18 protein-coding genes are annotated in these 19884 nt (G+C 48.9%); 5 read left to right on the top strand and 13 right to left on the bottom strand.

The genetic code is table 11. The features are described from left to right. Nucleotides 1-3: 3 nt before the first annotated feature. A complete protein-coding gene (locus AAC007_RS05180; RefSeq protein ID WP_339675017.1) occupies nucleotides 4-1206 on the top strand; it encodes a hypothetical protein in 1203 nt (400 codons plus the stop codon). Nucleotides 1207-1266: 60 nt separating this feature from the next. Next, nucleotides 1267-2244 (top strand): PHB depolymerase family esterase, encoded by a 978-nt coding sequence (locus AAC007_RS05185; RefSeq protein WP_339675019.1) that lies wholly within the window; start codon nucleotides 1267-1269, stop codon nucleotides 2242-2244. Between the two features lie 18 nt (nucleotides 2245-2262). Here AAC007_RS05185 and AAC007_RS05190 read toward each other — a convergent pair whose 3' ends face one another. From AAC007_RS05190 to AAC007_RS05225, 8 genes are all read right to left on the bottom strand, one after another. After that, nucleotides 2263-2793, bottom strand: coding sequence for an MOSC domain-containing protein (locus AAC007_RS05190; RefSeq protein ID WP_339675020.1), 531 nt, complete (start codon nucleotides 2791-2793; stop codon nucleotides 2263-2265). Beyond that, entirely contained in the window at nucleotides 2790-3470 is a 681-nt protein-coding gene (locus AAC007_RS05195; RefSeq protein WP_339675022.1) for a TIGR04282 family arsenosugar biosynthesis glycosyltransferase, read from the bottom strand. The genes AAC007_RS05190 and AAC007_RS05195 overlap by 4 nt, the downstream gene beginning before the upstream one ends. Then, nucleotides 3463-4167: a TIGR04283 family arsenosugar biosynthesis glycosyltransferase gene (locus AAC007_RS05200; RefSeq protein WP_339675024.1), complete on the bottom strand. Its 705-nt coding sequence runs from the start codon at nucleotides 4165-4167 to the stop codon at nucleotides 3463-3465. The genes AAC007_RS05195 and AAC007_RS05200 overlap by 8 nt, the downstream gene beginning before the upstream one ends. 27 nt (nucleotides 4168-4194) lie before the next feature. Beyond that, a complete protein-coding gene (locus AAC007_RS05205; protein WP_339675026.1) occupies nucleotides 4195-5049 on the bottom strand; it encodes a DUF547 domain-containing protein in 855 nt (284 codons plus the stop codon). Nucleotides 5050-5053: 4 nt separating this feature from the next. Continuing rightward, nucleotides 5054-7207, bottom strand: coding sequence for an FAD-dependent oxidoreductase (locus AAC007_RS05210; RefSeq protein ID WP_339675027.1), 2154 nt, complete (start codon nucleotides 7205-7207; stop codon nucleotides 5054-5056). A gap of 443 nt (nucleotides 7208-7650) precedes the next feature. Continuing rightward, nucleotides 7651-8427, bottom strand: coding sequence for a DUF1223 domain-containing protein (locus tag AAC007_RS05215; protein ID WP_295877118.1), 777 nt, complete (start codon nucleotides 8425-8427; stop codon nucleotides 7651-7653). A 180-nt stretch (nucleotides 8428-8607) separates the two neighbouring features. After that, complete coding sequence (locus tag AAC007_RS05220; protein WP_219045074.1) at nucleotides 8608-9078, bottom strand: Dps family protein; 471 nt, start codon at nucleotides 9076-9078, stop codon at nucleotides 8608-8610. Nucleotides 9079-9733: 655 nt separating this feature from the next. After that, nucleotides 9734-11032, bottom strand: a complete 1299-nt coding sequence (locus AAC007_RS05225; protein ID WP_295877110.1) for an acetyl-CoA C-acetyltransferase — start codon at nucleotides 11030-11032, stop codon at nucleotides 9734-9736. A gap of 242 nt (nucleotides 11033-11274) precedes the next feature. Here AAC007_RS05225 and AAC007_RS05230 point away from each other — a divergent pair, with 242 nt between their 5' ends. Next, nucleotides 11275-12657 (top strand): 3-oxoacyl-ACP reductase, encoded by a 1383-nt coding sequence (locus AAC007_RS05230; protein ID WP_295877107.1) that lies wholly within the window; start codon nucleotides 11275-11277, stop codon nucleotides 12655-12657. Between the two features lie 169 nt (nucleotides 12658-12826). Continuing rightward, a complete protein-coding gene (locus AAC007_RS05235; RefSeq protein WP_295877105.1) occupies nucleotides 12827-13717 on the top strand; it encodes a DNA ligase in 891 nt (296 codons plus the stop codon). An 18-nt stretch (nucleotides 13718-13735) separates the two neighbouring features. Here AAC007_RS05235 and AAC007_RS05240 read toward each other — a convergent pair whose 3' ends face one another. After that, the gene (locus AAC007_RS05240; RefSeq protein WP_295877103.1) at nucleotides 13736-14788 is read right to left on the bottom strand and encodes an AraC family transcriptional regulator; all 1053 of its coding nucleotides are present in this window, start codon (nucleotides 14786-14788) and stop codon (nucleotides 13736-13738) included. Nucleotides 14789-14960: 172 nt separating this feature from the next. Between AAC007_RS05240 and AAC007_RS05245 the strand changes: the two genes are divergently transcribed. After that, nucleotides 14961-15830 (top strand): MaoC/PaaZ C-terminal domain-containing protein, encoded by an 870-nt coding sequence (locus tag AAC007_RS05245; protein WP_295877100.1) that lies wholly within the window; start codon nucleotides 14961-14963, stop codon nucleotides 15828-15830. Nucleotides 15831-15854: 24 nt separating this feature from the next. Here AAC007_RS05245 and AAC007_RS05250 read toward each other — a convergent pair whose 3' ends face one another. From AAC007_RS05250 to sthA, 4 genes are all read right to left on the bottom strand, one after another. Next, on the bottom strand, nucleotides 15855-16778 hold the full coding sequence (locus AAC007_RS05250; protein ID WP_295877097.1) for an NAD(P)-dependent oxidoreductase: 924 nt from the start codon (nucleotides 16776-16778) through the stop codon (nucleotides 15855-15857). A gap of 126 nt (nucleotides 16779-16904) precedes the next feature. Beyond that, entirely contained in the window at nucleotides 16905-17681 is a 777-nt protein-coding gene (locus AAC007_RS05255; protein ID WP_295877095.1) for a DUF3014 domain-containing protein, read from the bottom strand. Nucleotides 17682-17941: 260 nt separating this feature from the next. After that, nucleotides 17942-18124 (bottom strand): hypothetical protein, encoded by a 183-nt coding sequence (locus AAC007_RS05260; RefSeq protein ID WP_295877092.1) that lies wholly within the window; start codon nucleotides 18122-18124, stop codon nucleotides 17942-17944. 209 nt (nucleotides 18125-18333) lie between these two features. Next, nucleotides 18334-19725 carry a Si-specific NAD(P)(+) transhydrogenase gene (gene sthA / locus AAC007_RS05265; protein ID WP_295877089.1) on the bottom strand — a complete coding sequence of 464 codons (1392 nt, stop codon included), beginning with the start codon at nucleotides 19723-19725 and terminating at the stop codon, nucleotides 18334-18336. Between the last annotated feature and the right edge of the window lie 159 nt (nucleotides 19726-19884).

Raw genomic sequence — 19884 nt, forward strand, 5'->3', positions numbered from 1 at the left:
TCAATGAATAATGTAAATCTATATGCGGGCGCCATGTTGGCGAGTCTCATCGCGTCGCTAAGCCACGCGGAATTTCTTGGTTATGTCGGCGTGCAGGCGCGCGCCTTTCCAAGCACCGCCGTTGACCCTGCGCAGGGTTCCGAAACCCTGTCTGGCGTTCTCGCCCCCGAGTGGTACCAGCAATGGAATGACGGTGACGACAGCTTTAATATCAAGGCCTTCTACCGCTACGACAGCCAAGACGACGAGCGCAGTCACGCCGACCTCCGCGAATTTTATTGGCAGCACGTCGGCAACAGCTGGGAGCTAACTGTCGGCGTGAATACTATTTTCTGGGGTGTAACGGAATCTCAACACCTGGTCGACATCATTAATCAAACGGATTTTATTGAAGCACCGGACGGCGAAGATAAATTAGGCCAGCCCATGATTCACTACGCCAGCATCCAAGACTGGGGAGTGGTGGATGTTTTTGTCTTACCGACATTCCGCGAGCGCGAGTTTGCGGGTAAGGAAGGCCGGCTGCGCTCGATACCCATTACGCTAAACGATGCCGAGCAATATCAGTCTGACAAAAAAGAGGAGCACATCGACTACGCCTTGCGCTGGAGTCACTATCTTGGCGACTGGAATGTTGGCCTGTCATGGTTTAATGGCACATCCCGTGAGCCACTTTACCTGCCGCGAGCCACAGCTGCGGGCACTGCTCTCATTCCCTACTATGCGCTTATTGAGCAAAGTGGTATTGATGCTCAATATGTTAGCGGTGACTGGCTATGGAAATTAGAAGCCATTTATCGGCGCAGTATTGGACATTCCTTGGCCGACAATTACGCTGCCAGTACCGCTGGATTTGAATATACCTTAACGGGTATCAATAGCTTGTTTTGGGATTTAGGATTGTTATTAGAATATTCCTATGATTCCAGGCCACGCCTGAACGCCAGCCCCTTTCAAAACGATATCTTTGTTGGCGGCAGGCTCAGTTTAAATGACATCGCCTCAAGTGAAATTTTGTTTGGCTACAGCCAAGATGTTGACGATCAAGACAGTCGATCCGCGTTTATGGAAGCCAGTACCCGAATTGGCGATAGCACTAGAGTTACCGCAGAGTTATATCACTTTCACAGCGATGACAGCCTAGACCCGATCTACTCCTTGCGAAGAGATAGCTATGTCGAGATAGGTTTGGAGTATTACTATTAAGAGGCCTTCACACGATTTTATTTTTTCCTCTGACTGCGTTCAATAATAAAGAAACCTATCATGCGTAAACGCTCTGGCATTATAAGCATTCCTCTTAGCATCATAGCCAGCATTGCTTTGCTGCTAGCTTATTATGGATACAGTCCCGCTGTATCTCGCCCCGCTCTTAATGGCGAATTCCGCAGTGACACAATAGAGATCGACGACATCCAGCGCAGCTATTCATTTTATCTACCAAATAATTTACCGGATCAACCTGCCCTCGTCTTCATGCTACACGGGTCATTACAAAGCATTGACGACATCAGCGGATATACCGCATACCAATTCGAACAACTTGCCGATCAACACAAGTTTATATTGGTATACCCCGCAGGATATAAAAATAATTGGAATGATTGCCGCAAGACGGCCAACTATCCCGCGCGGACAGAAAACATAGACGATATTAAATTTATCAAAACGCTTATGAGCCATTTTGAACATCGCTTTGGCAGCAATTCTACCAAGTCCTTTATGGCGGGATTCTCAAACGGCGGGCATTTGGGCTTTCGATTTGCATTAGAGAACCCAAACGACATTGGCGGCATAGCGGCAATCAGCGCCAATTTACCCAGCGCAAGCAATCTGGACTGCTTCGACAAGGGCGTAGCCGTTCCGGTGTTAGTAATGAATGGCACCGACGATCCGATAAACCCCTATCATGGCGGCCGAGTAACGCTATTCGGCTTCGGTGACCGTGGCGATGTATTGTCGTCCATCGCCAGCGCTGAACATTTCGCCCGCACTGCGGGGTATCACGGAGCGCCGAGCGAAACCAAATATTTTTTGAATAGCCAACACAACGACCCCACTGCAACAAAATACATTGCATGGCGAGACAATCAACACGCAGAAATTATGCTGTATACGGTGACCGGCGGTGGACACACTATTCCGCAACCCTACTTTAGATTTCCACGCATCCTTGGCGCAACTAGCAAGGAGATCAATGGCCCCGCCGAAATATGGGCCTTCTTCCATCGACAAATGAACTAGCGCCGCAGCGGTCAAACACTAATACAAGCTGAGCTGCCGCTCTTGATATTGATCTGGTGGCATATACACTAACTCATCGCCGCATTTAATCTCACCAGACTCTAAAATTTTAGCGCACAAACCACCGTAGCCCAACATCGCTACCAAGCCCCCCTTACCTAAGCACGCTTCCATTCGGGAACAGGGGTGACATTGCGCTGTTGCCTGAAATACTGCATCGCCTATCTTAAAATACTGATGCCGCAGAGCGTTTAGGTTAATACCCGACACCAGCAAATTTCTTCTTAAAATATCGACTGGAATATGTTCACGCCCCAAGTTGTCGGCAATAGCGCGAATAAACTCGACGCTGATTATACTCACTTGCCGAGCCGACCCTTTGCTGCCATCTAGCCGGCGGTCACCCTGCAAACCCCAGTCAGCAATCGCAATCGTTTTCGCCAGCGAGACCATCGGCACTTTGCGCTCGGGACGCACTCCAATCCACTCAAGCTTCCCCGCCGGCAGCTCATCTAAAAAACGGGAGATTAAGCGACCCTGTGCATTCATTTTTCCGTCCTAATAGGCATTGCAAGTCTAGACTCTGGCCAAGCTGAAGGTAGATAAGCAAGATCAGCCGCGACATCTATATCGCGAACCAGCGCCGCTTCGACATAGCTCATACCACACTCAATCAAACGTCGCCGAGTTAAATCCGCAACGTGTTCGCTACTCCATGGAATATCAACGAACAGTCGTGGCTCATAGTTACGCAATCCAAGTAAGGCATAGCCGCCATCCGCGCAGGGGACCATGCAAGCGTCGTGATCTCGCAAGACGGTCGCCGCCCAGATCAAGACCGATGGATTTATTTCGGGGCAGTCACTGCCAATAATAATCACTGCACAGGAATCGGCAGTAAGCCCTTGCTCCACCGCATGTGCCATCCGCTCACCGAGATCATCGCCATACTGTGAAGACTGCTGAATGCCATTTGGAATTTTTATACTCTGCCAACTGGGTGATTCCGGCGCAGGCGTCATCCACAGCGTACATTCAAAATACCACTCACGGTTTTCTATCAGACTTGAACAATCGCTCAAAATTTTATCAAGCATTTTTTTGGCCAAAGCCGCGGCACCAACTTCGCCCAAGACGGGAATTAAACGTGTTTTCGCCAAACCCGCTACCGGCGCCTTAGCCATAAGCTGAACACAGATCTTCTTACTTGGCAGTGTATTATTCATAGCGTTTCGCCAGTTTTTGAGGCGACGCGCCCAGCCAATATGTAAACCGCAAACGCCACATTAAAAAGATTGTTCGCCATATTCCTCGCTGCTGCCAGCGACGACCAGAGGTGCATACTTTTAATTTCAAACACGCTGGAGATGATAGTTTCCGAAGCCTCACCGACAAGGCGATATCTTCCATCAACGCCTGATTCGGAAAGCCGCCAGCCTTTTCAAAACTAGCCCGCCGAACAAATATCCCCTGATCACCGGTTGCAATACCACTAAGTCGAGAGCGCCAGTTCATGCAAAAGGCAATCACGAAAAACATCATTGCGTCGCCGGAAATACGAACATCAAAGCGTCCCCAATGTTTAGTATCCAGCGCGGCAACTACCGCATTTAAACCGCCATCGGCAAGGTCACTGTCAGCGTGCAAAAATATGATTTTTCCTGCTGAAGCCTGAGCTGCACCGGCATTCATTTGCTGCGCCCGCCCGCGCTCACTATGCACGCAGGAATACCCCTGCGCTCTAATTAGTTCTGCGGAGTTATCAACACTAGCACCATCGACAAATATCACCTCAACAACAAAATTGACGCAAGCAAGTTGCCGTTTCAGTGTCGCCAATAAGCTTGGCAACACTGCGGCCTCATTTAGCACTGGAATGACCACGGACAATACAGGAAGTGAATTTTCAGGCGGTATACTCATTTACTTATACGACCACAGGAAAAAATCTCACTGACGAACGTCATTTAAATCCCAATCGTAATCGGTGTAGCTAATACCTAAGCTGCCTTCCCGTAAATGTTGAGATGCTGGTTTACCATTAACAATCACGACAACACCAGTCTCGCCCAAACCTAAAGCATCAGTATAGAGCCCTAAAAATTCCGACACCGAATTCGCGCCACCCCAGCCCTTTTCAAAGTCTGCTTTATACCAATTAAAAATGGGTGATACATGCAGCTCCGCGTTAAGGAAATAATTTCGAGTGCGATCACTTAAGAATTTACGAGTAACGTATTCTAATTGCCTGTTTAGTTGCGCCGCAGTATACGCGCGGTTCAATAACGCGGGGCAGCCAATACTCGCGCAATTCACAGCAAAATGAATGCGCGGCTCATTGTATAGGCCCGAACCGCGAATAAGTGTGTGTTCAATATTGTCGAGACTGCGGGTCTCGCCCAATAGATTTATAAACTCTTTTTTCCAGGGCGACCCAAAAAAAGATCCGAGATCCTTGATGGATTCAATATCGGGGTAACTGGTTAGCACGAATTCAACCGTCCAAGCATTATAGGCATTAATTAAAAACGCTAACTGCTGGTCCTTTGGCCAACCGTCGAATGCAGGCTGGGTAACTGCCGACAAACTCGCCAAATACGCTTGCAGCGTTTTGCGGTCATTCATCATTGCGGCGTAATCTACTTGTGAAGCCTGACCGTCGTTTATCACACGGACATGCCGTTGCAGTAAGTCATCCCAAGCTCGATGAGAAAAATCCGCCGCAAATGACGGCATTGCCAGAGACAATAGAAATACGCCAACCAAAAAACCTTGTAATATTTTTATTGTTTTATGAAAAACCATCTTACTAACCTCTTCGCCATGCATGAAACCTAACTAAGTAGCGCAAAGCCCACTGCGGGGTATGCGCTTTTTGCCACTCACCAGCTACATACTTATTTGCTTCCGACATACTCGGATAGCTGTGAATTGTGCCCAGAATTTTCTTCAGGCCGATACCATTCTTCATCGCCAGAACATACTCGGCCAATAATTCTCCTGCCTGCGCGCCTACAATGGTAACACCCAGAATCCGGTCGCTTTTTGGTGCCGTGAGGACCTTGATAAAGCCTTCAGCTTGGCTGTCACAGATTGCCCGATCAAGATCATCAATACCATATCGTGTTACTTCGTAACTAATCCCCCGCTCATTAGCCTCCAATTCATTGAGGCCTACGCTGGCCACTTCGGGGTCAACATACGTGACACGGGGAACGAGGGAATAGTCGACTTTAAATTTCTTAAAGCTGCCAAACAAGGCATTCACCGCTGCATACCACGCTTGGTGCGCGGCCATATGTGTAAATTGATAGGGCCCGACAACATCGCCAGCTAATAAAATATGGGGGTAGCTGGTTTCTAAATACTCATTACCTTTTAAGCTTTCAATGTCGCAGCCTATATCCGCTAAGCCATAACCTTTGGTTCGCGGCTTGCGGCCTACCGCACACAACAGGACATCAAACTCGATCGCCCGCTCGCTCCCCGCCTCGTCGCACACAATGATACGTTTTTGCTCGCCATCCCGCTCACAGCGAATCGCCTTAGTGCTAGTGAGAATTTTTACGCCGTCGTCCTTCAGTGACTGCGCTGCCGCCGCCGATACATCTTCATCATCACGCATCATAATGCGGGGAAGCATTTCAAGTTGGGTAACCTCAGAACCCAGCCTTGCAAAGCTCTGTGATAACTCACAACCAATTGGCCCACCCCCCAACACCAGCAAGCGAGCAGGTGGTTTTTCACTCTCCGCCAGCGACTCCCACAATGTGTCGCTCGTTACGTATCCCACCGCGTCGAGCCCAGGCAATGGCGGCACCACCGGTTCAGCACCCGCGGCTATAACTATAGCCCGTGATGTTAAGCGCTGCACACCTCCGTCATTCAAGGCTATTTCCACAGTCCAAGGGTCAATTAGTCGCGCATAACCTTGCAACACCTCAACACCAAGTTCGGTATAGCGCGCTACGCTATCATGAGGCTCAATTTTTGCGATTATGTCATTTACCCGCGCCATAATGCGTCGAAAGTCGATGTGAGGCTGAGTCGCCCCAAGACCATAGCGCTCACCATGTCGCTGCTGCGCAGCAAGTTTGGCGGTTTTAATCAAGGCTTTACTCGGCACACAACCATAGTTCAAACAATCGCCACCCATCTTGTGGGCTTCGACCAAGGTCACTTTCGCCTTTACTGCCGCCGCGATATAGGCGCTAACCAATCCTGCGGCTCCGCCACCAATAACAATTAAGTTACGGTCAAATTTTTGAGGACGCGACCACTGGCTATTTTTCTTTCTCGCAGCAAGCCAGCCCAAACTCTTTTTCGCAAGCAAAGGGAACACGCCAAGGAGTACAAAGGAGAACAATAATGAGGGCGACAATATTCCCGATAAACTCGATAACTCACTAAGCTGACTGCCCGCATTCACATAAACCAAGGTCCCCGGCAACATACCAAGCTGACTAACCCAGTAAAATTGCCTCAGTTTGATAGACGTTAAGGCCATCAACATATTAATTAGGAAAAAGGGGAATACCGGCACCAGACGAAGACTAAAAAGATAGAAACTACCGTCGCGGGCGACCCCGTCGTTAATAGCCTTTAGTCGACTGGAAAAGCGGCGTTGCACTGAATCTCGCAACACGTAGCGAGTCATAATAAAGGCGAGCGTAGCACCGATACTCGATGCGAACGAGGCAATCAAAACGCCCCACGCTAGACCGAAGATACCACCCACCAGCAATGTCATCACAGCGGCCCCAGGTAGGGACAATGCGGTTATCACGATATAGGAGAAAAACAATATTACCGCCAAAATCACAGGCCGCTCAGCACGCCATGTCGCGAGGTCGATTTGTAGTTGTTTGACCCCGTCTAAACTGAGGTAATGATCGAAACCGAAGCCAAAAAATGCGACTACAAGGAGCGCAATCAAGCTTAAAAACACGACTTTCTTTAGCATTACCACCTCTTAATAGGCCTACTTATTTGCAAGGATAAGATCTTAGACCTTTAGTCTTTGGACGCCATTTTAAGGCCATACCCTCTTTACTAAAGCGCATATGTCTTTAAGACTACTAGCCATAAAATCGATGCTCTCGCACTCCATTTGATACAGAGAGTGACGCCAAATGGATCACAATGACGAGTAAACAGATTTTACACAAGACCGATGAACCATTGCGCCTCGCGCTACCGTGGTTAACAAGCTAGCAGAAACATGATGAATGCGCCCATACACACTAAAATGAGTATTGGTGACATTGTCGCTTCGATATGGGCTCCTTAGCCAACGCTATACTGCCATTTAGAGAGTCATTTAAGCCGATGTTGTTGAGAGTATGGCGAGACACTGGCAATGAAATAGTGTTCCTTACTAATGCCAGATTAATTTTTAAGTAGGCCCTACAAATATCCTGCTACCGCTTGCACTATTGCAGGTGAATCACCTTCTGAAACCCAAACCACTAAAACAGATCTTTTCTGTCCCTCATCGGGGATATCTGGAGCCGCCAGGTTTTTAGTTAAATGCTTGCCATGAGAAGCGGCGCCAAAAGGATATTCAGCGTGGGACAGCACAACAAAGTCATGTTTCAGCAGCCGGCCGCGGTTTTCACCCCGACGAACTTGAGTCTCTAAACCCATGCCGATAATAGCGACGTGCAACTGGAAACTGGAAGCATCCTCTTTGATAGGCGCAAAGCTGAGCGAAAGAGGCTTGGTATACTCGGGCCAGCGCACCGCCAACACGCCCACCTCATTATTGGAGCTTGGTAATTGATCGGCGGTAACAAGGCGGCCTCGACTAAACCACGCCCGCCACTCTCGATTATTAACAACAAAGCCCGGCGTATACACCTGTGACACGATATTAGCGCGGCTCAAAGCCCGTTGACGCGAGGAAAACGCTGCCTCTGAAAAGCGATCTCGCCAGCCAAGCTGGTTCCAATAGTCGACATGAAATGCGAGAGGTATAACTCGCGAAAAAATAGCTGAATCCTTGCTAAGTGACGACAACCAAGCATCTGCACGTGGGCAGCTACTGCAACCTTCGGAGGTGTACAGCTCAATTGTCGTTACCGCTTCGCGCTGGCTTTGCAACTCTAAGGCCTGCAGCGGGAAAGCGACAATCAAAGCACTTATCAACAGTCCGAACGCAGTAAAATTTAGCGCCTTGTTCATAATCTGATCCCGCGTGTTAATTTGCCGTTATCGAATATGTATAAGCCAATGTTAAAAACGGCTAAAAAGTAGACGCAGGGATTATCGCGATGTTACACGGGGCACTTTATTGATAGGAGGTTTGCTAGAAAGAAGAATGCGGCAACTAAGTAGCCGCCGCATTCCAGAACGATGGTACAACTATTTATTAATCGCGCGCAGCATCCACGCAGTCTTCTCATGAATTCGCATACGGTCGGACACTAGCGAAGCGGTAGATTCGTCGTCAGCCTCTTGCGCCACCTTCAATACGGTACGGCAACTCTTCACTACTTGCTCATGACCTTTGGTGAGGATGTCCACCATCGCATCGGCATCTGGCACGCCGTCAAATTCTTCAATCGAACTGAGGCGAGCAAATTCTTTATAGGTTCCAGGCGCCGCGACGTCCAGGGTACGGATACGCTCAGCAATATCATCTACCGCGAGCGCTAACTCGGTGTAATGCTCTTCAAACATCAGGTGGAGATCGCGAAAACGCGGGCCGGTCACATTCCAGTGGAAATTATGAGTTTGCAGATAGAGCGTATAGGAATCTGCAAGTAATACCTTTAACCCGCCGGCAATCTGTTCACGATTCGCTTCGTTAATACCAATATCGATAGCTTTCATACACATTCTCCCTTTGGTGGTTTGATAGCTTAATGTTTGTAACTAAACCTTGTTGACCAGCTTAACAAAGGCACATCCATATCTAAAATATTAATTTAGAATGCCACTGATAGTGTAAGGCTATGACAGTTATTCTACAGAGGAGTTCATTGAAGAGCTGCGTAGCAAAACATCTATCTTGAGCAAGCGCGCGCAGACCGTTAAGCTGAGGCTCCTATTACTCATGCAAAGCAATTAACTGGGGTGACAGATGGTTTTATTGAAGGGACGCAATAATCTAAACAAGCAATTGTCTCGTTTTAGCGTCTTCTTATTAGCTTTATTCGCGCTCAGCGCATGCACTAGCACGCCTAAAGAAGCCCCTACGTCCACAATGCAAGGTGGTTTCACCCAATGTGAATCACCAAGGCCAGAAATGTGTACGCGGGAATACCGTCCCGTGTGTGGTCATGTAGATACAGGTATCCGCTGCGTAACCACTCCTTGCCCGTCTGAACGACATAATACTTTTGGAAACGCCTGCAGCGCCTGTGCTGACGAGACGGTCATTGGCTATGAGCTTGGCGACTGTGCCAGCTACGGCAAATAAGGACAAACTACAGAAAAAAAAGGCCCTCAGCGCAAGCTGAGGGCCTTTTTAATCACACTTAGAAAATTAACGTTCAATGATGGCGGTAACGCCCTGCCCACCTGCGGCACAAATTGAAATCAAACCACGGCCACTGCCCTTTTCTTCCAGCATTTTGGCCAAGGTCGCCACAATACGGCCACCCGTGGCTGCAAAAGGGTGGCCCGCTGCCAAGGAACTACCGTTAACATTTAACTTGCTACGATCAATACTGCCCAGCGCACGATCAAGGCCCAATTTGTCTTTACAGAAAGTTTCGTCCTCCCATGCCTTCAGGGTCGCTAACACCTGCGCAGCAAATGCCTCGTGAATCTCGTAGTAATCAAAATCCTGCAAAGTTAGCCCCGCTTTCGCCAACATACGCGGTACCGCATAAGCTGGAGCCAGTAATAATCCTTCTTTTTCTGTGGCACCGTCTTTCCCAAAGAAGTCCACCGCAGCTGTTTCAATAATAGTGAGGTAAGCTCGCACCGGTAAACCGCGCTCTTTTGCCCACTCTTCACTTGCCAGCAATACCACTGAAGCACCGTCGGTCAACGTTGATGAATTACCTGCCGTCAACGTGCCTTGGCCACTTTCCTTGTCAAAAGCAGGCTTTAATGAAGACAGCTTTTCAATAGTCGTGTCGGCGCGCAAAATATTGTCTTTATTTACGCCATTAAAGGGCGTAATCAGGTCATCAAAAAATCCACGCTCATACGCGGCCGCTAAATTTTTATGACTGGTGCAGGCCAGCTCATCTTGCTGGTCACGGGGAATCTGCCAGGCTTTTGCGGTCACTTCTGTGTGCTCGCCCATAGACATACGCGTGCGCGGCTCAGCATTGGCAGGAATCAAGACACCGACATCTTTCGGACGCAACTGCAAAAAGGGTTTTACACGTTCGCCAAAACTACGAGCTTTATTCACTTGCAACAAAATCTTACGTAAGCCCTCACTTACACCAATAGGTGCATCAGAGGTGGTGTCTACGCCACCGGCAATACCCGCTTCAATTTGACCGAGCGCTATTTGGTTGGCAACGACATTGATCGCTTGCAAACCGGTACCGCAGGCTTGTTGAATATCGAAGCAGGGCGTATCTGAGTTAAGAGACGTGCCTAATACGGACTCGCGGGTCAGGTTAAAATCGCGGCTGTGCTTCATCACGGCACCGGCAACTACATCGCCGAGCAACACACCTTGCAGATTATAACGCTGCACCAAGCCCTCTATTGCTGCAGTTAGCATAGACTGGTTGCTCACGCCGAAATAGGCTGTGTTAGAGCGAGTAAACGGAATACGGTTACCGCCAATGATCGCTACGCGCTTAATTGCCTGTGACATAATCTGACCTCAAAAAATCATATAAGAGTAAAGTGGCCGCAGTTTAGCAAGCTTCTCTATAGCCACATTGGCTGAATCGACCGTTCTATAGGTCGGCACTGTCAATCATCTTATAGAATAGTGCGGCTACAATGCAGCCATTAAAGAACTGTGCTAGGTATTTGACAGAGCCGTGTTCGACAAAGCTGCTATGTAATGTAGACCGAATTACCGTATTTAACACCCCCGATGGAGATCTGAGTATGAGCGATAGAATCGAAAAGCTGATTAATTCTGCAGCAGGTAAAAAACTGCTTGGCGCCATGGGTGTAACCGTACCAACTGAGTTACTCCGCTATGACACCACACAGCACAGCTATTTCTCGGGTGCCGTTTTAGTCGGCGCAGGTGACAACGCACAGTTACTCAGCCGAGTGCAAAGCAATTTCGCTGAGAGTGATGCCCAGGTGTTTTACAGCCCAGAGGCCGCCACTCAACTGGGTGGTGATACAGATAGCAATACTGCAGAGCGCTATCAGGCACTCGTATTTGATGGCAGCGGTTTGCTTGACGCTACCGAGCTAGTATCAGCCTACCGTTTTTTTAATGCCAACATCCGCAAACTTAAAAGTAGCGGTAGAATTGTGATTCTGGGACGCCCGCACTTGTTGTGCGCTACCCCCGAAGCCGCTGCTACCCAACGCGCACTTGAAGGTTTGAGCCGCTCTTTGGCCAAAGAAGTGGGCGGCAAGGGCGCGACAGCGCAATTAATTACCGTCGCCGACGGCGCCGACGCTAACCTAGATAGCAGTCTACGTTTTATCTTGTCTCCTAAGTCAGCGTATATCAGCGGCCAAGTAATAAAAGTGCGGGCGGCAAGCACAAACACGATATCTGACTGGCATAAGCCGTTGGCCGGCAAAATTGCCTTGGTGACTGGCGCCTCACGGGGTATTGGCGAAGCCATCGCTGACACTCTGGCCCGCGATGGCGCGACCGTTGTCGGTGTCGATGTTGCGCCTATGGAGACTGACTTGAACAAGGTTATGACGCGCCTAAACGGAAAAGCGGTTATTGCCGACATCACTAGTGCTGACGCTCCCGCCATTATCGCTAAAGCACTAAGCGAACTCGGCGGCGCCGATATTATTGTTCACAACGCTGGCGTAACCCGCGATAAAACCATTGCCAATATGAGCGAGCCACATTGGCAGATGACACTAGATATCAACTTAGCGGCAGCTCAACGCATCACGGCTGAGTTACTCAAAACCAACACCATCAACGACGGCGGCAGCATTATCGGCGTTTCATCTATGAACGGTATCGGTGGTCAACGCGGACAAACCAATTATGCCGCATCAAAAGCCGGTGTTATTGGCTATGTTGATTTCATGGCCCAGTCAAAAGAGCTAGCCGATAAAAACATCACCGTGAACGCCGTGGCGCCCGGCTTTATAGAAACCGCCATGACCGCAGCAATTCCATTGTTTACCCGCATGTTTGGCCGCCGCCTTAACTCACTATCGCAGGGTGGTTTGCCTGTGGATGTGGCCGAAACGATTTCATTCTTCGGCAATCCGGCGTCGCGCGGTGTAAGTGGTAATACCGTGAGAGTATGCGGTCAATCATGGTTTGGCGCTTAACACACGCCAACATTTTCAAAGTAATACACTGCCCTGCCGATTTAGGCGGGGCCTTTGCGATAATAATACAGACTTAGATTTATCGATCGCGAATGCCGGCGATCTTTTATGTTTTCTCCCAGCAACGGTATGATGGTCAGAGCACAGTTTGAATCATGGAGGATTCACAATGACCGCTCAGCGTTTTTCATACAAGTATCGCAAACTAGTGTCATTACTAATCAATACACTGATTGCCACGCTAGTATTAACCCCACATACATTACTTTATGCCGCCGAAGCCCTTTCCAAACCCGCGTTAATGCTCGCCAATGTCTATCGCAGTGACATTGACCTTGAGAAATACTGGGTAAGTGAAAAGTACGACGGGGTGCGCGCATTTTGGAACGGGCACCAGCTCGTTTCTCGACAGGGCAATATATACCGGGCTCCAAACTGGTTTACAGCAGACTTCCCCAACACTGCCATCGACGGCGAGCTGTGGATGGGGCGGGGAAAGTTTGACGCCCTATCTGGCGCGGTACGCAAACAGAGTCCCGTTGAATCTGAATGGAAGACGATTCGTTTCATGGCATTTGACCTTCCCGAGACAGAAGGCAATTTTGATTATCGTTTAGGGCTGCTGAAACAGATCATCAGCAACACTTCCTCGCCCTACCTACACTTAGTCGTACAGCGAAAATTCAGCGATGAACTCACCTTGATGAACTACCTTGACGAGGTTATTGAGGCGGGTGGTGAAGGCCTGATGTTGCATTTAGCTAGCGCAACATACCATTCCAATCGCAGTGATGACCTACTCAAACTAAAGCGCCACCAAGATGCCGAGGCAACTGTGATAGAGCACCTCCCAGGCAAAGGGAAATACACAGGGATGCTAGGTGCCATTTTAGTGGAAACCAATGAAGGGCTGAGATTCAAAATTGGCAGCGGATTTTCAGATGCCGAGCGCGAAACTCCACCGCCTATTGGCTCAGTGATTACTTACAAATACTACGGAGTTAGCAGCAATGGCACGCCGCGATTTGCGAGCTTTTTGCGTCTGAGAAACGAAATCTAAACCCGCTGAAGAGTATGCTCACTCACTTTCTAAAGCCTGCACCGCTTTTTTCTGCTGACGATATTCAATGGGCGTCAACTCAGTCCAGCGTTTGAAGGCCCGATAGAACGTGCTGGGCTCCGAAAAACCGGTCAAATACACGACATCGGCAATACTCTCATCGGTGCGAGCCAATAAGCGCTTAGCTAATACGCAGCGGTAATCCGCCAATACCTGATTAAAGCTCGTACCGGCCTCAGTGAGGCGGGCGCGCAAAACACGCTCATTCATATTTAAACGAGCGGCAATGTTTTCTAGGCTTGGCTGACCAAGCTCAAGCATTTCAGCAATTATTTGCCGCACATCGCCAACCACATCCTGACGCGACAATCGCTCCAATTGCTTGCTAGCCAATTTCTCGTGCAATTTGAGTAAGTCGGGCTCGGCATGAGTAGAGGGTGTCGCCAAAATTGAAGTGGCAAACACCAAGGAGGATTCACTTTGTTCAAAATGTACGGGGCAACCAAACACCCTTTCGTATTCCGCCACATCGCCAACCGCAGCATGGGTCAAATTGACCGCATCAATTACAAAAGCGCCATCGGTGACCGCCTGAAAATAACGGATTAAAAATCGCGCAAAACATTCATTGCGGTGACGGAAACTAGGGTCATCATCTCCTGCAAACTCAAGCACCATTCGCGATTGCGGTTCGCCAATTTGCAGTTCAAACTGCATGGCATCGGTCACCAAGCGCTGATAGTTCTGCGAACGCTTTAAACCTTCGCCAAAATTTGGGCTGCTCAGAAACAAGTATTCCAATACTTGACCGCGATATACTTGAACGGCATCGGCCAAGTGCAGACCAATATTTTGATCTCCGCTCACTTCTTCCAATACTCGCCAAAACTGTAATTGGGCTGTGTGTGGGAAGCGAGCACTACGATCTTGCAACAGGGTTGGCGAAATTCTGCACTCGCTGACGATACGCTCAACATCCAGCCCCATACTCTGCATAGCCGGATATACCAGCTGAATCAGGAAACTGGAGTCGCTGAGATCGGAAAAATTTTTAGCGTTTGATGCTGTCATTCAAGCGGGTATCTTTTGTACAAAATATCAACACTGGCGAGCATTGACCGAACTGCCGTAAACGACACTGAGGCTGGGCAAATTCTTGATGCCGCATTTTTCTTTATACTTTAGGGTATGTATGCAATTGTTACAAACCAGTGTGCCACGCTCAGTATGGAGATAGAGTCGAATGACCGCAAGCAATGAGTTCAGGCTCAAGTCACTACCCAGCACACCGCCAATGCTGCTAAAGGCGGCGATTACCCGAAAAAAGCCCAGTAGTACGCCGATCTTTCCTAAGCAAATATTGGTAGTGGGCAATATCAAAAGCAATATTAAACAGCTGCGTCGCTACAACGAGGCCTGTGGCTTTACTGAAAGTAGTCTCTTTCTGTCGCCCAGCTTTCTCCACGTGCAAGTCTTTCGTTTGCATATGAAATTAATGCTCAATAAAGACTTCCCAGTCTCACCTATGGGCTGCTTACATTTAAGTAATACTATTGTTCAGCACCGGCAAATCAGCAGCGAGGAAGAAGTCCAGCTCCGCTGCCAAGTAGCCGAACACCATGTCACTGACAAGGGCTATGAATTCACATTCCACTGTGACGCATTCTGCGGTGACGAACTGGTGTGGGAAGATACTAGCCGTTATTTATCCCGTGCTAGAACCAATATCGCCAGCGCTCCCAAGGCGGCCCGCGCCGAGCCACGCAACTACCTGAACTCCCGCACTATCGAGATCAAGCGCAGCGACGCCCGACAATACGCCCGCGCCTCTGGCGACTTTAATCCCATTCATCTCCACGACCTCAGCGCCAAGGTACTGGGCTTTAAGCGTATGGTCATCCACGGCATGTGGAGCAAAGCTGCTTGCTTAGCGGCATTAAGTGATGACGTTAAGAGCAACGCTTTTCGCTGCCATGTCGACTTCAAAACGCCCATATTTTTACCGGCTAGCGTGCGGCTAGATTATGAGCAAGGCGAGTCGAGCTTGGATTTTGAATTGCGGGATAAAACCGGTGTAAAACCGCATCTAATAGGCTTTATCCAGCCACTATAAGATAGCGGCTGGCTCACTATCACTTTATTTAAGTGCCTGTGGCGCTAGATTTTCAAGCATGGCGCGAATACCATCGCGCCAATCTACTCGGGTCTCACCGATAAGTTCATGCATGAGAGTGGTATCTATAGACAGACTACCGAATGCCGAGGCTTTCTCGTTAAACTTTGGTGCAAACCCAGTCAGCTCGGTTATATACCCGCACCACTCCTCAATACTTACCGCCTGAGAACCACCAAAGTTGGTCGTGGTGACATCAGTACTCGCGGCAGCCAATAAATACGGGATCTTTTCAATGTAATCTTCGGCATGCAACAGATTGTAGGTATTTGGTCCTTCGGGATGAATATCAATAGGGATATTCTCCTTCATCATCAGCATGTGAAAATAGGGCCATCCGCCATTATTACCGTAAGGCACACTGAGACGGGCAATCGTGGTGGGGATAGAAAATTGCTTCGCGGCGAAACGGCACACCGTTTCTGCCGCAATTTTAGCAATACTGTACGTGGGGAACATGGCGCGATGATTATCACCTAATGGATCTGATTCTTTGCGCGGAGAGTGACCCGCGTATTCATATACCGCGGTGGACGAGAAGTGCAAAAAAGCCTTAGCACTTTTGCAGCGAGCCATTAGATACCCCACTCCTTCGCCATTTGCGGCGAGATCGTAGGCAAAGTTACCCGATTTGACCACAGCCAAATTCAATACATAGTCAAACTCATCAGGGCAGGCTTGTAAGCTGCTCTTATCAGCCAGATCGGCGCGAATAACCTTGATACCACGCGACTCTAGCGCCGCTTTATCGCTATCTTTACTAAAACGCGCCAGCGCCGTGACATTGGCAATCTTACTAAGCGCATCCACGATCGGTGCGGCGACTTGCCCTGTTGGGCCAGTAATTAGGATATTGGTATTATTTAAATCAACGGGGCTTACCGGCATATTTATTCACCTGCTGCATAGAATTATTATAAGAGTGGTTTCAGGAGCAGAAGTGTAACCAAGTGTAAAACGATTTTCGCCATCCAAACGGATGGCGAAAAAGAGAAAGGATTTAGCTCGAAAATACTAAAGAAAACTTTCTAACTCTCGCAGCCAATCCTGCAGTTTCTTCATGTTTTCCGGCCCGAGGCGCCACATCCATTTACTTAGCGGATCCGCATTCTCTAAAACTGGATCAACGTATTCATACAGCACCTTGGGTTGCTTCAGGGCGGCATCTTCGGGAATAGGCTCTACCATCAGCAAATGTTCAATCATCGTGCGCAACTGGTTGTCAAAAGATTGGGGGTTACCCAATTCATTGTAGCTGCCCTCTAAAAATGGCGACCATTTTTTATAGTAAATCGCCAAGTTTTTCGGCTCCACCGCCGTTACCGTATTGACTAGGCCATCCCAACGCTTGAAGTTTCCTGGGTCGTTCTGGAAGCCTTTTTCTGTCTTAACTGCCAAGAAAGGCTCTTTGTTATACACCAGCGGCAGATGCTTGGTCGGGAATCGGTAAGTAGCAAGTTGATCGACCACAGAAACCCATTTCCGAACTTGCTCATCAGGCTGCATCCATTCGGCCAACGGTGCCGACAAAGTCGCTGCCGCAGAGCGCAGTTGCTCATCGCTGCCATCGATAGCCACAGGTGGCTCAGGCGCCGAAGCCGCCTTTTCTTTGTAATCAGACTCCGACTCTACCGCCAGTGTCTCCTTCACCTTCTTTTTGGCGGCTGCGTCATCGACCGTCTCAACTACCGGCTCGTTATACTCACTATTCACCGAACGATCTAAGACGTACCAGACAAACCCGGCGACGGCGACGATCACCACTACTGCAGATAAGGCTTTCCAATTCATTACTCATTCCTGTTTTATTTATCACGCAAGGGGATTTTCCTGCTGCCATCACTGGGGCCAGAAGACCAGTCTCAGCAATGACTTAACCCTAACGCCGGTAGCTATTACATGCAAATTATCTCTGCATGTTATAACCGCGACTCAAAATCAGCAATATAGACTGCCATACCGAGTCGATAACTCAAGAAATTAGCAAGGAAAACGCCACAGAACGTGGCGTACAAACAGAGATTTCACTATCTAGCAGTGAAAGAAAGGCTTTAAAGGTCGAAATCGTCCAATAGATCCAATTCATCCATCAGGCGTTTGCGCTCTAAACGCTCTTCAATTTTGCGACGAATACTGCTATCGCCTCCACCCATAAGTCGCCGCTCCTCAAAATCAGGGGCTGAATCGTCTTCAAGGACATCGTCAATATCATCATCGGCTAGGTCATTTGCCATTACTTGCCCACTCCAGTACATCGTAGATACAGAATGAACCCCTCGGCTAACCGTGGTTGTTCAGGGCACTATTTATGACGAACTCGAATTTCTGTCAATAAAAATTTATACCTATAGCGTAAATATTTTCTTAACAGCGACCTTACCAAACCACTAGCAAAACACGTTACTGGCGCAAAGATGGCCGAAGGCTTAGCAAATCCGGCGCACTACAAGCGATTTAGGCCGTTCAGCGCCGCCGTTCGGTAGGCTTCAGCCATGGTTGGGTAATTAAACGTAGTGGTCACAAAATAGCGCAGGGTATTGCCGCCGTTCTGCTGTTTCATTATTGCCTGACCGATATGGATAATTTCCGCCGCTTCGGCACCAAAGCAATGAATACCGAGAATTTCCAAGGTCTCGGGGTGAAAGAGCAGTTTAAGCATTCCAACCGTCTCACCACTTATCTGGCCGCGGGCGGTATCTTTAAAAAATGCGCGACCCACCTCGTAAGGAATTTTCGCTTCGGTCAGCTCGCGTTCAGTCTGCCCCACCGAGCTAATTTCAGGCAGTGTGTAAATGCCTGTTGGCACGTCATCCACAAAACGACACTGCTCTTTGCCGCGGGCTGATGCCGCCGCTGAACGCCCTTGGTCGTAAGCGGCACTCGCCAAGCTCGGCCAGCCGATGACGTCTCCAGCAGCGAAAATGCCCGGCACAGTGGTTTGGTAATGCTCGTCCACAATTAACTGACCGCGATGATCTGTTTCCAGACCAATCTGATCCAAACCTAATTGATTGGTATTACCGCTTCGACCATTACACCAAAGGAGCGCATCGGCGTGGATACGCTTACCAGACTCCAGCAATACTTCGACGCCCTTGTCGCTAGCCACAACCGATTTATACACTTCGCGGTGGCGGATCATCACCCCCATATTCCGAAGTTGATAACTCAAGGCATCGGAAATTTCGTCGTCTAAAAACTCCAATAGACGATCCCGACCATTGATTAACTCGATTTTGATGCCAATACCGGAAAAAATTGACGCGTATTCGCAGCCGATAACACCCGCTCCATAAACAATGATTTTATTCGGGGTGTTGGTCATTTTCAGAATGGTATCGCTGTCATAGATCCGAGGGTGAGAAAAGTCGATATTTGCCGGGCGGTAGGGCCGCGAGCCAGTGGCTATTACCACACTACTCGCGGTAAAGGATTCCACCTGTCCCTCATCCGTCACCACTTCAACAGTATTCTTATCAACAAAGTGGCCGCGGCCAAAAATAAGACGAATCTGATTGCGGTAGTAGAAGCGACTGCGCATATCCACCTGCCGCGAAATGACTTCATTGGCATGACTAAGTAGACGGGGATAACTTAATGTTCGCGCGTCACCAATATCGCGAAACGCTGGCGTGGTATTGTATCTAATAGCCTGCCGCACCATATGCCGTAAGGCCTTTGATGGAATAGTACCTTGATGGGTACAAGCACCACCGACGGCGTCTTGCGCCTCCACCACCGCCACCCGATGCCCGTGCTTCATGGCATTCAGAGCAGCGCTTTCTCCGGCGGGGCCACTACCCAATACTAAAACGTCGTAATCAAATTTCGTCACAGAACCCGTCCGTTAAATCCGTAAACATAGCTACTCAGCATGAGTGAGCTAAGGAATATCTTGATGGTGATCATGGTAATACATTCTTTTCACAATTAAGATCGCGGCTCTGTATATCGTCACCGACGCTATACAACATAAGCAAGCCAGACTTTAGTA

Source organism: uncultured Zhongshania sp., assembly GCF_963975605.1.
Taxonomy (GTDB): Bacteria; Pseudomonadota; Gammaproteobacteria; order Pseudomonadales; family Spongiibacteraceae; genus Spongiibacter; species Spongiibacter aquimaris.